Annotated in this window: 13 protein-coding genes and 1 pseudogene; 12 read left to right on the top strand and 2 right to left on the bottom strand. The window is 73.9% G+C overall.

Annotated elements, in window-relative coordinates; all coding sequences use genetic code 11:
* Positions 1 to 10: 10 nt before the first annotated feature.
* Entirely contained in the window at positions 11 to 187 is a 177-nt protein-coding gene (locus NE234_RS08915) for a hypothetical protein (protein WP_252778410.1), read from the bottom strand.
* 306 nt (positions 188 to 493) lie between these two features.
* On the opposite strand from NE234_RS08915, the gene hemE reads away from it, so the two are divergent.
* The 5 genes and pseudogenes from hemE to NE234_RS45040 all read left to right on the top strand — a co-directional run.
* Positions 494 to 1,555 (top strand): uroporphyrinogen decarboxylase, encoded by a 1,062-nt coding sequence (gene hemE, locus NE234_RS08910; RefSeq protein ID WP_252778409.1) that lies wholly within the window; start codon positions 494 to 496, stop codon positions 1,553 to 1,555.
* Between the two features lie 57 nt (positions 1,556 to 1,612).
* Positions 1,613 to 3,070, top strand: a complete 1,458-nt coding sequence (gene hemG, locus NE234_RS08905; protein ID WP_252778408.1) for a protoporphyrinogen oxidase — start codon at positions 1,613 to 1,615, stop codon at positions 3,068 to 3,070.
* Between the two features lie 39 nt (positions 3,071 to 3,109).
* Positions 3,110 to 3,814: a hydrogen peroxide-dependent heme synthase gene (gene hemQ, locus NE234_RS08900; protein WP_319947027.1), complete on the top strand. Its 705-nt coding sequence runs from the start codon at positions 3,110 to 3,112 to the stop codon at positions 3,812 to 3,814.
* A 199-nt stretch (positions 3,815 to 4,013) separates the two neighbouring features.
* A complete protein-coding gene (locus NE234_RS08895) occupies positions 4,014 to 4,532 on the top strand; it encodes a hypothetical protein (protein WP_252778407.1) in 519 nt (172 codons plus the stop codon).
* 185 nt (positions 4,533 to 4,717) lie between these two features.
* Positions 4,718 to 4,969: pseudogene (locus NE234_RS45040) on the top strand (IS630 family transposase); the annotation flags it as partial.
* A gap of 71 nt (positions 4,970 to 5,040) precedes the next feature.
* Here the strand turns inward: NE234_RS45040 and NE234_RS08890 are convergent.
* The gene (locus NE234_RS08890; protein WP_252778406.1) at positions 5,041 to 5,418 is read right to left on the bottom strand and encodes a nuclear transport factor 2 family protein; all 378 of its coding nucleotides are present in this window, start codon (positions 5,416 to 5,418) and stop codon (positions 5,041 to 5,043) included.
* A 404-nt stretch (positions 5,419 to 5,822) separates the two neighbouring features.
* Between NE234_RS08890 and NE234_RS08885 the strand changes: the two genes are divergently transcribed.
* The 7 genes from NE234_RS08885 (at position 5,823) to NE234_RS08855 (ending at position 12,894) form a co-directional block, all read left to right on the top strand.
* Positions 5,823 to 7,370, top strand: coding sequence for an N-acyl-D-amino-acid deacylase family protein (locus NE234_RS08885; RefSeq protein WP_252778405.1), 1,548 nt, complete (start codon positions 5,823 to 5,825; stop codon positions 7,368 to 7,370).
* Positions 7,371 to 7,530: 160 nt separating this feature from the next.
* Positions 7,531 to 8,340, top strand: coding sequence for an IclR family transcriptional regulator (locus NE234_RS08880; protein ID WP_252778404.1), 810 nt, complete (start codon positions 7,531 to 7,533; stop codon positions 8,338 to 8,340).
* 98 nt (positions 8,341 to 8,438) lie between these two features.
* Complete coding sequence (locus tag NE234_RS08875; RefSeq protein WP_252778826.1) at positions 8,439 to 9,650, top strand: alanine racemase; 1,212 nt, start codon at positions 8,439 to 8,441, stop codon at positions 9,648 to 9,650.
* A gap of 35 nt (positions 9,651 to 9,685) precedes the next feature.
* Positions 9,686 to 10,330 carry a bifunctional 4-hydroxy-2-oxoglutarate aldolase/2-dehydro-3-deoxy-phosphogluconate aldolase gene (locus tag NE234_RS08870; RefSeq protein WP_252778403.1) on the top strand — a complete coding sequence of 215 codons (645 nt, stop codon included), beginning with the start codon at positions 9,686 to 9,688 and terminating at the stop codon, positions 10,328 to 10,330.
* Positions 10,327 to 11,334, top strand: coding sequence for a sugar kinase (locus NE234_RS08865; RefSeq protein WP_252778402.1), 1,008 nt, complete (start codon positions 10,327 to 10,329; stop codon positions 11,332 to 11,334). The genes NE234_RS08870 and NE234_RS08865 overlap by 4 nt, the downstream gene beginning before the upstream one ends.
* A gap of 7 nt (positions 11,335 to 11,341) precedes the next feature.
* Entirely contained in the window at positions 11,342 to 11,737 is a 396-nt protein-coding gene (locus NE234_RS08860; RefSeq protein ID WP_252778401.1) for a RidA family protein, read from the top strand.
* Positions 11,737 to 12,894, top strand: coding sequence for a hypothetical protein (locus NE234_RS08855; protein ID WP_252778400.1), 1,158 nt, complete (start codon positions 11,737 to 11,739; stop codon positions 12,892 to 12,894). The genes NE234_RS08860 and NE234_RS08855 overlap by 1 nt, the downstream gene beginning before the upstream one ends.
* Positions 12,895 to 12,989 lie beyond the last annotated feature (95 nt).

Raw genomic sequence — 12,989 nt, 5'->3', positions numbered from 1 at the left:
ACAGGGAGCCTCAGGCGGCCTCGGAACGGGCGGTGACCGGAGCCTCCGGCGCGTCGCCGATCAGGATCGCCATGCCGCAGTCCGCGCACGCCCACTCGGGGCAGTCCGCGCCGTGGTCGTCCGCGCACGGCGGCTGCTCGAAGCGGCGTTCGCCGCCACAGGCGGAACAATGACGTGTGAGGGCCATCTCTCGGTGACCTCCCTCGATTCGGCAGGGGGAGCGTTCACACGTTCGCATGCGCCCCGCCGTGATCGCAGGACCTCGCTCGGCGTGTCCTGAAGATTCTCATAACGGACGTAGGGCCACGCCCCGGCGGCGCTCCCCGGCCGCCCGCGCGGGCACCACATCGTACGGGACCGAGAACCGGTCCGGGACCGTTCCAGCGGGGTCGTCCACAGGGTGACGCGCGGGGCCTCGTCGTTTCGTGGGACGATCCAAAGCGTTCCTCAAACCCATGACCTTCCGCGGGAAGCCAGACAGGAGAGCACCGGCATGCCGCAAGACAGCGCCACGGCCGCCTCGGGCCCGGGCGAGGAGAGCCCCTTCCTCCTCGCCTGCCGCCGCCGGCCCGTGCCGTACACGCCCGTGTGGTTCATGCGCCAGGCGGGCCGCGCCCTGCCGGAGTACCGCGAGGCGCGGGCGGGCATCCCCATGCTCGAGGCGCTCGCCCGGCCCGACCTCATCGTCGAGATCACGATGCAGCCCGTCCGGCGCTACGGCGTCGACGCGGCCATCTTCTTCAGCGACATCGTCGTGCCGCTCAAGGCGGTCGGCGTCGACCTCGACTTCAAGCCCGGCGTCGGCCCGGTCATCGCCGACCCCGTCCGCGACGCCGCCGCCGTCGACCGGCTGCGCCCGCTCGAGCCCGGCGACGTCCCCTTCGTTCCCGAGGCGTTCGGCGCGCTCACCGGCGAGCTCGGCGCCACCCCGCTCATCGGGTTCGCCGGCGCCCCGTTCACGCTCGCGTCGTACCTCATCGAGGGCGGCCCGTCCAAGACGCACGACCGGACCAAGGCGATGATGTACGGCGAGCCCGAGCTGTGGGCCCGGCTGCTCGACCGGCTCGCCGACATCGCCGCGACCTACCTGAAGATCCAGGTCGAGGCCGGGGCGCGCGCGATCCAGCTGTTCGACTCGTGGATCGGCGCCGTCGGCCCGCAGGACTACCGCACGTCGGTGCTGCCGTACACCCGCAAGATCTTCGAGGCGCTGGAGCCGTACGACGTGCCGCGCATCCACTTCGGCGTCGGCACGGGCGAGCTCCTCGGCCTGATGGGCGAGGCCGGCGCCGACGTCGTCGGCGTCGACTGGCGGGTGCCCCTCGACGAGGCGGTCCTGCGCGTCGGGCCCGGCAAGGCGCTGCAGGGCAACCTCGACCCGGCGATCCTGTTCGCCCCCTGGGACGTCATCGAGAAGCGCACCCGCGACGTGCTCGCCCGCGGCCGTACCGCCGAGGGCCACGTCTTCAACCTCGGCCACGGCGTGCCGCCCGCGGCCGACCCCGACAAGCTCACCCGGCTCGTCGAGTTCGTCCACGAGGAGTCGGCGCGCTGACCGCCGACACGCGCCCCTGAACGCCCATCGCGCGGACCGTCTGCCATCGTGGAAGCCATGACCGATGAGTCGCATCGCGGCCACGTCGCCGTCGTCGGCGGCGGCGTCGCCGGGCTGACCGCCGCGTACGAGCTGGCGAAGAAGGGCGCCCGCGTCACCCTCCTGGAGGGGTCGCCGGACGTCGGGGGCAAGCTCCGGGTGAGCGAGATCGCGGGCGTCGCCGTGGACGAGGGCACCGAGGCGATGCTCGCGCGCCGCCCCGAGGGCCTGGAGCTCGCCCGCGAGCTCGGGCTCGGCGACCGGCTCGCCTTCCCCGGCACCACGTCCGCGGCGATCTGGAGCCGGGGCGCGCTGCATCCGATGCCCGCCGGTCAGGTGATGGGCGTGCCCGCCGACCTGACCGCCCTCGCCCGCTCCCAGGTCCTTTCGCCCGCCGGCCTGGCCCGGGTGCCGCTCGACCTGGTCCGCCCCGAGACCCCGCGCGGCGAGGACGTGTCGGTCGCCGACTACGTCGGCGCGCGGGTCGGCCGCGAGGTGGTGGACCGCCTGGTGGAGCCGCTGCTCGGCGGGGTCTACGCCGGGCGGGTCGAGGAGCTGTCGTTCGAGGCGACGATGGGCGGGCTGGCCGCCGCGTCCCGCAGCCACCGGTCCCTGATCAACGCCGCCCGCTCCGTCGTCGAGGCGGCGCCCGCCAACCCCGGGCCGGTCTTCACGACGCTCGTCGGCGGCATGGGTTCGCTGCCCGGCGCGCTGGCCGCGAGACTCGCCGACCTCGGGGCCGACGTGCGCACCGAGGCGATGGTGCGCGAGCTGACCCGTACGCCCGGCGGCTGGCGGCTGACGATCGGGCCCGCCCGCGCCCCCGAGACCCTCGACGTCGACGCCGTCGTCCTCGCGGTGCCCGCCCGGCCCGCCGGCCGCCTCCTGAAGGAGGAGTCCCCGGCCGCGGCCGCCGAGCTCGACCGCGTCGAGTACGCCAGTATGGCGATCATCACGCTGGCCTACTCCGGCACGGCCTTTCCCGAGCGGCCGCGCCGCAGCGGCTACCTCGTGCCCGCCGTCGAGACGCGCGAGGTCAAGGCCGTGACGTTCAGCACCACCAAGTGGCCGCACCTCACCGACGGCTCACCCGACCTGGTCGTCGCGCGCTGCTCGATCGGCCGGTACGGTGACGAGTTCGCGCTCCAGCGCTCCGACGAGGAGCTGACGGCCGCGGCCATGACCGAGCTGGCCCGCACCGCCGAGGTCACCGAGCTCCCCATCGACACGCGGGTCACCCGATGGGGCGGCGGCCTGCCGCAGTACACCGTCGGGCACCTCGACCGGGTCGCGCGGATCCGCGCGGCGGTCGCCGCACTGCCCGGCGTGGCGGTGTGCGGCGCGGCCTACGACGGCGTCGGCGTTCCCGCCTGCGTCGCGTCCGCCCGGGTCGCGGCGGCCCGGGTGCTCGACCACCTGAAGGGTCGGGGACAATCGAACCGGGGCGCCGAGCCGGTCGGCGACCGGCCCGTGTGACCCCAGGCGTTCCCCCGAACAGCGAAGAGGAGTGCGACCGTGAGTGCCGCAGAGACGGGCCGACCGAAGGCACGGGAGCTCAACCAGGTCATCCGGTACACCATGTGGTCGGTGTTCCGGGCCCGCGACCTGGCCGAGGCCGATCGCGCCGCGGTCGCCCGTGAGGTCGAGGACCTGCTCGAGCAGGCGGCGGCCAAGGACGTCACGACCCGCGGCCTGTACGACGTCGCCGGGCTGCGCGCCGACGCCGACTACATGTTCTGGTGGCACGCGCCGAGCTCCGACGACCTGCAGGAGATCTACCACCGCTTCCGCCGTACGGCGCTCGGCCGCGCCTCCGAGCCGGTGTGGTCCGTGATGGCCCTGCACCGCCCGGCCGAGTTCAACAAGAGCCACATCCCGGCGTTCCTCGCCGACGAGGAGCCTCGCGCGTACCTCTCCGTCTACCCGTTCGTCCGGTCGTACGAGTGGTACCTCCTGCCCGACGAGGAGCGCCGCGCGATGCTCGCCGAGCACGGGATGATGGCGCGCGGCTACCCCGACGTGCGGGCCAACACGGTCGCGTCGTTCTCGCTGAACGACTACGAGTGGATCCTGGCCTTCGAGGCGGACGAACTGCACCGCATCGTCGACCTCATGCGCCACCTCCGCGGCGCGGCGGCCCGCAGGCACGTCCGCGAGGAGATCCCCTTCTACACCGGCGCCCGCAAGCCCGTCTCCGAACTCGTCGCCTCCCTGCCCTAGGCGTCCGCGGTCAGGCGCGGTGGCGTCTCGCCGACGCTTCGTGCAGGGGAAACGCGCGCGGCCGATCGGGCGTTGTTCTCTCGCCTGTCCATCGGAAGGTCAAGGGCGGTCGAAGAGTTGGGCATCGGGCGGATCGGTCGGCGTGGCGCGGCGGAGTATTCCACGCGTGACTCGATCAGGGCGCCGGAGGGGGCGACATGTGCGGCCGCGCGCCGGTGTGCCCGGCATGCTCGTCCGGCTGCTGCCTGCCTCCGTCGTACGCCCGGTGTGCCTGCTGCTCGGCGGGGCGACCGGGCTCGTGCTGGTGGCCGTCGTGCTCACCCCGTCCGCCCCGCACCGGCGGCCGGGCCGGCCGGTGGTCGAGGGGGAACGGCCGACACCGGCGGCGCCCAGCGCGGCGCCGACCGTGCCGGCGGGGCGTGACGACGCCCGGGACACGGCGGCCGTGGCGTACTACCGGAGCGCGGATCCCCGGGCCGCCGGGCACGTGCGCGAGGTGATCTGGACCGCGCCGATCCTGCGCGTCTACACCGACCTGCCCGCCACCGACGCGAACTCGCCGGACGCCCTGGCCCTGTGCCGGACGGGCGCGGCGTACCTCGAGGTCCGGGGCCGGGCCCCGGTGGTCTTCGTGCACGCGCGCGAACGCGACGGGTACCCGGTCCTCGCCAACAAGATGGACCTCAAGGACGACTGCCGCCTGAGCCGCGTGCCGTAGAACACGCGGCTCGGCACGCGCCCTTCCCGTGACCGCCCAGGGGGCTCGTCGCGCTCCGTGCCGCCCACAGAGACGAGAAGAATGCGGTTCTGGCTCGATCTCCGTGAACGGCTCCGGATCGGGCGACTCTCACCGCTCACCCCCGGCAGACGCCAAGCTCGACCGGATCGAGCAGGTTCTGGACCTTCACCCCGACCTACGCTTCCTGGGCCAACCCGATCGAGGCCCACTTCGGCCCGCTGCGGCAGTTCACCCTGGCCAACTCCCACCACCGCAGCCACCCTGCGCAAACCCAGGCACTGCACCGCTACCTGCGCTGGCGCAACACCAACGCCCGCCACCTCGACGTACTCGCCGCCCAACGCAAGGAACGCGCCCGCACCCGCAGCGAAAAGGGCATTCGCTGGGGCGGACGCCCCCTCAACATCGCGGCCTGACCAACCGCGAACAGCAGCCCCCGAACGCCGACGGGGCAAGTTCAGGAGAGGGACAGCGACAGAAGGATGACTCAGGAGGCGAGCGGCTCGATCTCCCCCGCGAAGACGATGATCTGGTCGATGAGGCTCCGTCGCAGATGGACGACATCCGTTCCCGCCAGGCGGGGGCCTCCATCAGGCGTGGTGAAGACCCACCGGTAACGGGCCCATTCGTCAGGCATGTCCACCGCTGAGCAGCGCCCCATCGTGCCGGTCCCCGCCGGGTGGCGTCGGATGTCCAGCACGAACCGCTCGACCGCCCCGATTCCTTCGCTGCGACCCAACGGCCCCCAGAAGACCACGTCCGAGGTCAGGGCCTGGGAGAGCAGGGCAGTCACATAGCTGTCGTCCGACGCGTTGAACGCGGAGATGAACGTGTCGATCGCGGAGCGTGCGGTCTCTTCCTGCATGCCACAGTAATACCAGCCGTTTCGCGTCCCACGAGCCGCCTTCCGATCACGGTGAACCTTCCCGGTCACAGCACTAGGTAGACGCCGCCCTTGGAGCGCAGGCCCCACCGTGAGGCGCGGGTTTATGCCGAGTTCATCCCGCCGGATGGCTCCCTGGGCGGCGGGCGGTGAAGTGCGGGGCCGCGTCCTGGTGGGCCGGAGCGGCCTCCGGGGGGCGGGGCGACGGGGCCGGACCGGGCGCTACGCTCGCTCGTGAACCCCTGTGACCTGCGGAGATAGATCGAGTTCTGCATCGCAAAATTCTGTGTTGCAGATCTGGCGCGCCCGGCTCCCCGGCTCCTAACGTCGCCTGCCATGCGGACGGACGCCGCTTTTTGGGGGCTTCGTTACTTAAGGGGTGAGATGTGGCTGATGCGGTGATTCGGGGTGGATGGGTCGTTGACGGGACCGGTTCGCCCGCCTTCCGCGCCGACGTCGCGATCTCGGGCGACCGGATCACCGGGGTCGGCCCTCTGCCCGGGGCGCGTGCGGCGACGGAGATCGACGCGACCGGCCGGTACGTCATGCCGGGGTTCATCGACACCCACGTCCACGGCGACGCCGCGGTCTTCGACCCGGAGGTTCAGCTCGCCGCCCTGCGCCAGGGCGTCACCGCCTTCGTGCTCGGCCAGGACGGCGTCTCCTTCGCCCCGGCGAGCGCGGCGACGCTGGCGTACGTCTCGCGGTACTTCGCGCCGGTCAACGGCCGGCACCCCGGCCTCGACGACGGCCCGGTGACGGTCGCGGACCTGCTCGCCGGCTACGACCGCCGCCTTCCCCTCCACACGGTCTACCTGCTCCCGCACGGGACGATCCGGCGCAACGCGCTCGGCGCCGCCCGCCGCGCGCCCGACGCCGGCGAACTGGCCGCCATGCTCCGCGACGTCGAACGCGGCCTGGAGGAGGGCGCGGCGGGCCTGTCCACCGGCCTGGAGTACTTCCCCGGCGCGTACGCCGAGGCGGACGAGCTGGCGGCGCTGTGCGCGCCGGTCGCCGCGGCCGGCCTGCCGTACGTCACGCACATGCGAGGGTACGAGGCCAAGGCCGGCGACGGGATGGCCGAGGTGCGCCGGATCGCGGAGGCCAGCGGAGTCGTGCCGCACGTCTCCCACTACCACGGCCCCCGCGACCACCTGATCGCGATGGTGGACGACGCGCGGGCGCAGGGCATCGACCTGACCTTCGACAACTACCCCTACCTGCGCGGATCCAGCACCCTCACGCTCGTCACCCTGCCCGGCTGGCTCCCCGTCGCCGACCTGGACGCGACCCTGGAGGCGCTGGCCGACCCCGCCGTACGCCGGCGGCTGGAAGGGGAGTGGACGGCCGACCTGTGGCCGCGCATCACGCTGTCGCACGTGCCGGCCGACGACCTGCGGTGGACCGAGGGCCTGACGCTGCCCGAGGCCGCCGAGCGGGCGGGCCGCTCCCCGGGCGAGTTCTGCTGCGAGCTGCTCGTGGCGACCCGCCTGGAGGCCGGGTGCGTGTTCGGGCAGCCGCCGACCAACACCGAGGAGTCGGTGCGGGCCCTGTTGCGCCACCCCGCGCAGACCACCGGCTCGGACGCCATCTACCAGGGCGGTCACCCCCACCCGCGCGGATGGGGCGCCTTCGCCCGGCTCCTGGGCCGGCACGTGCGCGAGCTCGGCGACTGGACGTGGGAACAGGCGGCGGTGCACCTGTCCGCGCACGCCGCGCGCCGGTTCCGCCTGCTCGACCGGGGCCTCGTCCGCCGCGGCTTCGCCGCCGACCTCGTCGTCCTGGACCCCCGTACGGTCACCGACCGCTCGACCTACGAATCCCCGCGCACCCCCGCCGAAGGCGTCGACCACGTCCTCGTCGGCGGGGTGCCCGTCCTGGCCGGGGGAGCCCTGACCGGCGCGCTGCCCGGCCGCGCCCTCACCCCGAACTGACCGCACCGCGCCTCCGCGGCGCGCTCCCGATCCTCCTCCCGGACCTCATGAAGGAGTCCCCCATGTTCGCTGGACTCAAAGGAGCCGTCCTGACCGCCGCCGGTCTCGGCGCGGTCACGGCGGTGCCGGCCTGCGGCGTCAACGACGGCGCGAGCACGATATGACCGTCACACCGGCCGGGCGCAATCAGTCCTCCTCACTGCGGCGGGCCCTCGCCGTGCTGGGGTACCTGCGTGACAACGCGGGGCGGCCCGCCTCGCTGACCCGGATCGCCGAGGACCTCGGCATGAGCAAGAGCACGGTGCTGCGGCTGTCCGCGCCGCTGCTGGAGGAGGACCTGCTCGCCCGCGACCACGAGACCGGATGGTTCCGGCTGGGGCACGGCTCGCTGCGGCTCGGCCAGGCGTACCTGTCCTCCATCGACGTGCGGGCCGTCGCCGCCGAACCGCTGCGCCGGCTCCAGCGCGCCGTCCGTGAGACCTGCCACCTGGTCCTGTACGACGCGCCGGACGTCGTGTACATCGACAAGGTGGAGAACGAGCACAACGTCCGGATGGCCTCCCGGGTCGGCAGCCGGGCCCCGGCCTACTGCACCGCCGTCGGCAAGGCCGTCCTCGCCTGGCTCGACGAGGACGCGTTCCGTCTGATCGTCGAGGCGGGGATGCCGCCGATCACCGAGAAGACCGTGACCGACCCGAAGGCGCTGCGGGCCGAGCTCGAATGGATCCGCCGGCGCGGCTACTCCATCGACGACCGGGAGAACGAGCCCGAGGTCCGCTGCGTCGCGGCGGCCGTCTTCGACCACACCGACCAGGCCGTCGCCGCACTGAGCGTCTCAGGGCTGACCTCCCGGATGACACCGGTACGGGTCCGTGAGGTGGGCCCCCTGGTGGTCCGCACGGCGGCGGAGATATCACGGATCCTCGGATCAACACGACACGGCGCTGCCGCAGAGGGGAACGTCCAGTGAGCGAACACGGCATCGACGAGGCGACCACCGGCCGGGCCGACGGGACCGGCGCTGCGACGACCGGTGAGGCGACCGGCGGCCGGGCGGACGGGGCCGGGGTGTGCCTCACCGTCCCGCCCGCGTCGGTCGACGCGCTGACCAAGGGCCTGTGGCACCCGGGACCGGCCGAGTCCCTGGAGGACTTCGCCGCCGCCCGGCACCACCTGTTCGGCGGGGCGTTCACCTGGCCGGTCATGGTGGCCCGGCGCTCGGCCCTCGATCACAACATCGACCGGCTCGCGGCGTTCTGCGCGGAGCACGGGCTGGAGTTCGCCCCGCACGGCAAGACGACGATGGCGCCCTCGCTGTTCCAGGCGCAGTTCGACGCCGGAGCGTGGGGGATCACCGCCGCCACCGCGAACCAGGTGCTGGCCTACCGTACGTTCGGCGTGCCCCGGGTGCTGCTGGCCAACGAGCTGCTCGACCCGGTGGCGCTGCGCTGGATCGGCGAGGAGATCGACCGCGGCCTGGAGTTCCTGTGCTACGTCGACTCGGTCGCCGGCGTCGAGACGATCGCGTCGGTGCCCGGGTCCTTCCGGGTCCTGGTCGAACTCGGGCACGCCGGCGGGCGTACGGGCTGCCGCACCGCCGCCGAGCTGACCGAGGTCGCCCGCGCCGTCGCCGCCGCCCCGAACATCGAGCTCGCGGGCGTGGCGGCCTACGAGGGCGGCCTGACGAGCGTGCCCGCCGTCACCGCGTACCTGAACGACGTGCGCGCCGCGACGCTGGAGCTGTCGCACGCCGGGCTGCTGCCCGAGACCGTGATCGTCACCGCCGGTGGCAGCGCCTACTTCGACGTCGTCGCCGACCGGCTCGGCGGCGACTGGCTGCCCGGCCACCGGCTGCGCACCATCCTGCGCAGCGGCGCGTACGTCAGTCACGACGACGGGGTCTACCGCGTCAAGACGCCCTACACCCGGATCGACGGCTCGCTCGACGCGGCGCTGGAGGTCTGGGCGCAGGTCACCTCCACGCCGGAGGACGGGCTCGCCCTCGTCGGCATGGGCAAGCGCGAGGCGCCGTACGACGAGGGCCTGCCGGTGCCGCGCCTGATCCGCCGCCGCGACGGGAGCGAGGAGCCCGCCGACGGCCTCGTCGTCGAGCGGATGAACGACCACCACGCCTACCTGACCGGCGACGTCCGGCTCACCCCGGGCGACCTGGTCTGCTTCGGCATCTCCCACCCCTGCACGGCCTTCGACAAGTGGCAGGTCATCCCCGTGATCGACGAGGATCGCACGGTCGTCGACCTGATCCGCACCTACTTCTGAGACACCCGCATCCTCCGGAAGGAAGGAAACACCTCATGACCAGCCGAGTCAGCCCCGGCCCGGTGCTGCTCGCCGGCGGCGTCGTCGCCGTCGTGCGGGGCACCAGCGGGGACCGGACGGACGCGGTGCTCGACACGCTCACCACCGCCGGCGTGCGCTGCCTGGAGGTGACCCTCAACACCCCCGGGGCGCTCGAATCCCTCCGGGCGGCGCGCCGCCGGCTGCCCGGCGACGTCGAACTCGGCGCGGGCACCGTGCTGACCGCCGAGCAGGTCGACGCCGCCGCCGACGCGGGCGCGTCCTTCGTCGTCGCGCCCGACACGCGGCCGCAGGTCGCCGAGCGCGCCGCCGCGCGCGGCCTCGCCTACTATCCGGGCGCCCTCACGCCCACCGAGATCGGCGCGGCCTGGGAGCTCGGCGCGTCCGCCGTGAAGGTCTTCCCGGCCGGTGCGTTCGGCCCCGGGTACCTGCGCGACCTGCGCGGGCCGTTCCGCGACATCCCGCTCCTGCCGACCGGCGGTATCGGCGTCGACGTGGCCGGCGACTACGTCAGGGCCGGAGCCGTCGCGGTCGGCGTCGGCGGGCCCCTCCTCGGCGACGCGCTCGACGGAGGGTCGCTGGACGCCCTGGCCGACCGGGCCCGCCGCCTCGTCGCGGCCGTCGCCGGAGCACGCGGATGAGCGCCACGTCGGGGGACGGGCGCGAGCCGGCGGGGGACGGGTCGCACCTTGCGGGGGACGGGCCGCAGCTCGTCACCATCGGCGAGTCGCTGGCCCGGCTGGAGGGACCGGCGGTCGGGCCGCTGCGCCACGCCCGCAGCCTGGACCTGGGCGTCGCCGGCGCCGAGTCGAACGTCGCCATCGGCTTCCGCCGGCTCGGCGGCAGCGCCGCCTGGGTCGGGCGGGTCGGTGAGGACGAGTTCGGCCGGCTGATCCAGATGACGCTGGCCGGCCAGGGCGTCGACGTCGGCCACGTCGTCGTCGACCCCGCCGCCCCGACCGCGCTGCTCATCAAGGAGCGCCGGACCGGCCGGCTCACGCGGGTCCAGTACTACCGTTCCGGCAGCGCCGGATCGCGGCTCTCCCCGCAGGACGTCCCGGAGGACCTGATCCGCCGGGCCCGCGTCCTGCACGTCACCGGGATCACCGCCGCCCTCAGTTACGGCGCGCACGCGGCGGTGCACGCCGCCATCGACATCGCGCGCGCCGCCGGCGTCCCGGTCTCGCTCGACCTGAACTTCCGCCGGGCCCTGTGGACGCCGGCGGAGGCCGGTGCGCGGCTGAAACCCCTCGTCATGCGGTCGGACGTCGTCTTCGCGACCGAGGTGGAGGCCCGGCTCGTCACCGGCGGCGCGGACGCGTCCGCGCTCGCGGCCGGCCTGGCCGCCCTCGGCCCGCGCGAGGCGATCGTCAAGCGCGGCGCGCTGGGCGCCGTCGCCTGCTGCGACGGCGACCTGTACGACGAGCCCGCCCTGCCGGTCGAGACGCTCGACCCGGTCGGGGCCGGGGACGCGTTCGCCGCGGCGTACCTCGCCGAGCGGGTGCTCGGCCGCCGCATCACCGAACGCCTGGCGGCCGGGGCGTGCGCGGGCGCGTACGCCGTCACCGTCCAGGGAGACTGGGAGGGTCTGCCCTCCCGGGAAGATCTCATCCTCATGCGCACCACCGACGACGTGGTGCGCTGACCAGCGATTGGAGAAGACCATTCCTTCCAAGAAGCGCGTCCAGCCGGAGAACGTCCCCGCGCCGGGCGGGACCTACTCGCACGGGATCGTCGTCGGCGACTTCCTGTTCACCGCCGGGATGGGCCCGATCGATCCGGAGACCGGCCAGGTCGTCGGCGACGACGTGGCCACCCAGACTCGGCAGGTGCTGAAGAACCTGGCCGCGGTCCTCGCCGCGGAGGGCCTGACCTTCGACGACGTCGTCAAGTCGACCGTGCACCTGCAGGAGCTGCACCGCGACTTCGCCGCCTACGACGAGGTCTACCGCGAGCACTTCACGGAGCCGTACCCGGTGCGCACGACGGTCGGCTCGGACCTGATGAACATCCTGGTCGAGATCGACTTCGTGGCGTACAAGGGCTGATGGACTCCACCGTCTACACCTTCGTCGAGGACGTGCGCGGCGAGGGCGCCGCGCCGGTCCTCGAGCGGGTCCTCGGCTACGGCTGTACCGGGCTGACCGTCGCGGCGGCCTACCACCGGGCCCGCGACGTCACCCCGCACGGCGCGTCACGGGTGACGTTCCGCCACGACGGCGTGCACTTCCCGCCCGGCGACCTGTTCGGGAGGCTGGTGCCGCCCGTGCAGGCGGGCGCGGAGGACGACCCGCTCCGCTCGCTGCGGGCCCTGACCCGCTCACGCGGCGCGTCGCTGTACGCGTGGGGGGTCTTCCTGCACAACACCACGATCGGCCTGAAGCACCCCGACGTGACGCAGGAGAACTGCTTCGGCGACCGCGCGGCCCCGGCGGACCTGTGCCCGTCCAACCCCGACGTCCGCGCGTACGCCGTGGCCCTGGCCCGTTCGATGGCGCGGTACGGCGTCGACGGCGTCGTCGCCGAGTCGCTGCACTTCGGGTTCTTCGGGCACGGCTACCACCACGAACGCTCCTTCGTCGCGCTCGGCCCGGTCGCCGAGTACGCCCTCGGCCTGTGCTTCTGCCCGGACTGCCGGCGCGTCGAGGGCGCGGAGGCGGCGCGGGAGGAGGCCGTGCGCCTGGTGGAGGAGGCGTTCGAAGGCGGCGGGGCGCGGCAGGCGGAGGCCGGCCTGCCGGCGGCGATCACGGAGTTCGCGATGGCCCGGCGGGCGACGGTCACCGCGCTCGCCGCCGAGGTGGCCGAGGCGGTCGCCGCGGAGGGATCCCGGCTGATCTTCCTCGACATCACCGGCGCGGTGAAGGGGTACGCGGACGGCCGCCCGGCGGGCGGCCCCGCGGCGTCCGACGCATGGCGGATCGGGATCGACCCGGCCGCGGTCGCGCGGGTCGCCGGCGGCTACGCCGTCACCGCGTACGCGCGGGACGCCGGTCGCGTCGCGACCGACCTGGAGGCGTACCGCGCCGCCCTCGGGCCGGGCCGCGAGCTGCGCGCCCTGCTGCGCCCGGGCCCGCCGGACACCACCTCGGCGGCCGACCTGGCGGCCAAGGCCGAGTCGGTCGCGGCGACGGCCGACGCGGTCGACTTCTACGCCTACGGGCTGCAGCCGTTCGGCGTCCTCGACCGGCTGTCGGTCCTGCGCTGAGCGCGGCGCGCCGTTGCCAAGCCGGATCCGCCCGTGGCGGATCCGGCGGCGGTGACCTCCGTCATCGTGGCGTGTGAGGGCTTGGGTGGCCTGGG

Origin of the sequence: Actinoallomurus rhizosphaericola, from assembly GCF_024055675.1 — a bacterium.
In the GTDB taxonomy this organism is placed as follows: Bacteria; Actinomycetota; Actinomycetes; order Streptosporangiales; family Streptosporangiaceae; genus Actinoallomurus; species Actinoallomurus soli.
This window is presented reverse-complemented; position numbering and strand designations above follow the sequence as displayed.

Bases quoted from the DNA above. Each gene is read 5' to 3' on its own strand.
- NE234_RS08915 (WP_252778410.1), bottom strand. From the start codon at position 187: ATGGCCCTCACACGTCATTGTTCCGCCTGTGGCGGCGAACGCCGCTTC.
- hemE (WP_252778409.1), top strand. From the start codon at position 494: ATGCCGCAAGACAGCGCCACGGCCGCCTCGGGCCCGGGCGAGGAGAGC.
- hemG (WP_252778408.1), top strand. From the start codon at position 1,613: ATGACCGATGAGTCGCATCGCGGCCACGTCGCCGTCGTCGGCGGCGGC.
- NE234_RS08890 (WP_252778406.1), bottom strand. From the start codon at position 5,418: ATGCAGGAAGAGACCGCACGCTCCGCGATCGACACGTTCATCTCCGCG.
- NE234_RS08880 (WP_252778404.1), top strand. From the start codon at position 7,531: ATGACCGTCACACCGGCCGGGCGCAATCAGTCCTCCTCACTGCGGCGG.
- NE234_RS08870 (WP_252778403.1), top strand. From the start codon at position 9,686: ATGACCAGCCGAGTCAGCCCCGGCCCGGTGCTGCTCGCCGGCGGCGTC.
- NE234_RS08865 (WP_252778402.1), top strand. From the start codon at position 10,327: ATGAGCGCCACGTCGGGGGACGGGCGCGAGCCGGCGGGGGACGGGTCG.
- NE234_RS08855 (WP_252778400.1), top strand. From the start codon at position 11,737: ATGGACTCCACCGTCTACACCTTCGTCGAGGACGTGCGCGGCGAGGGC.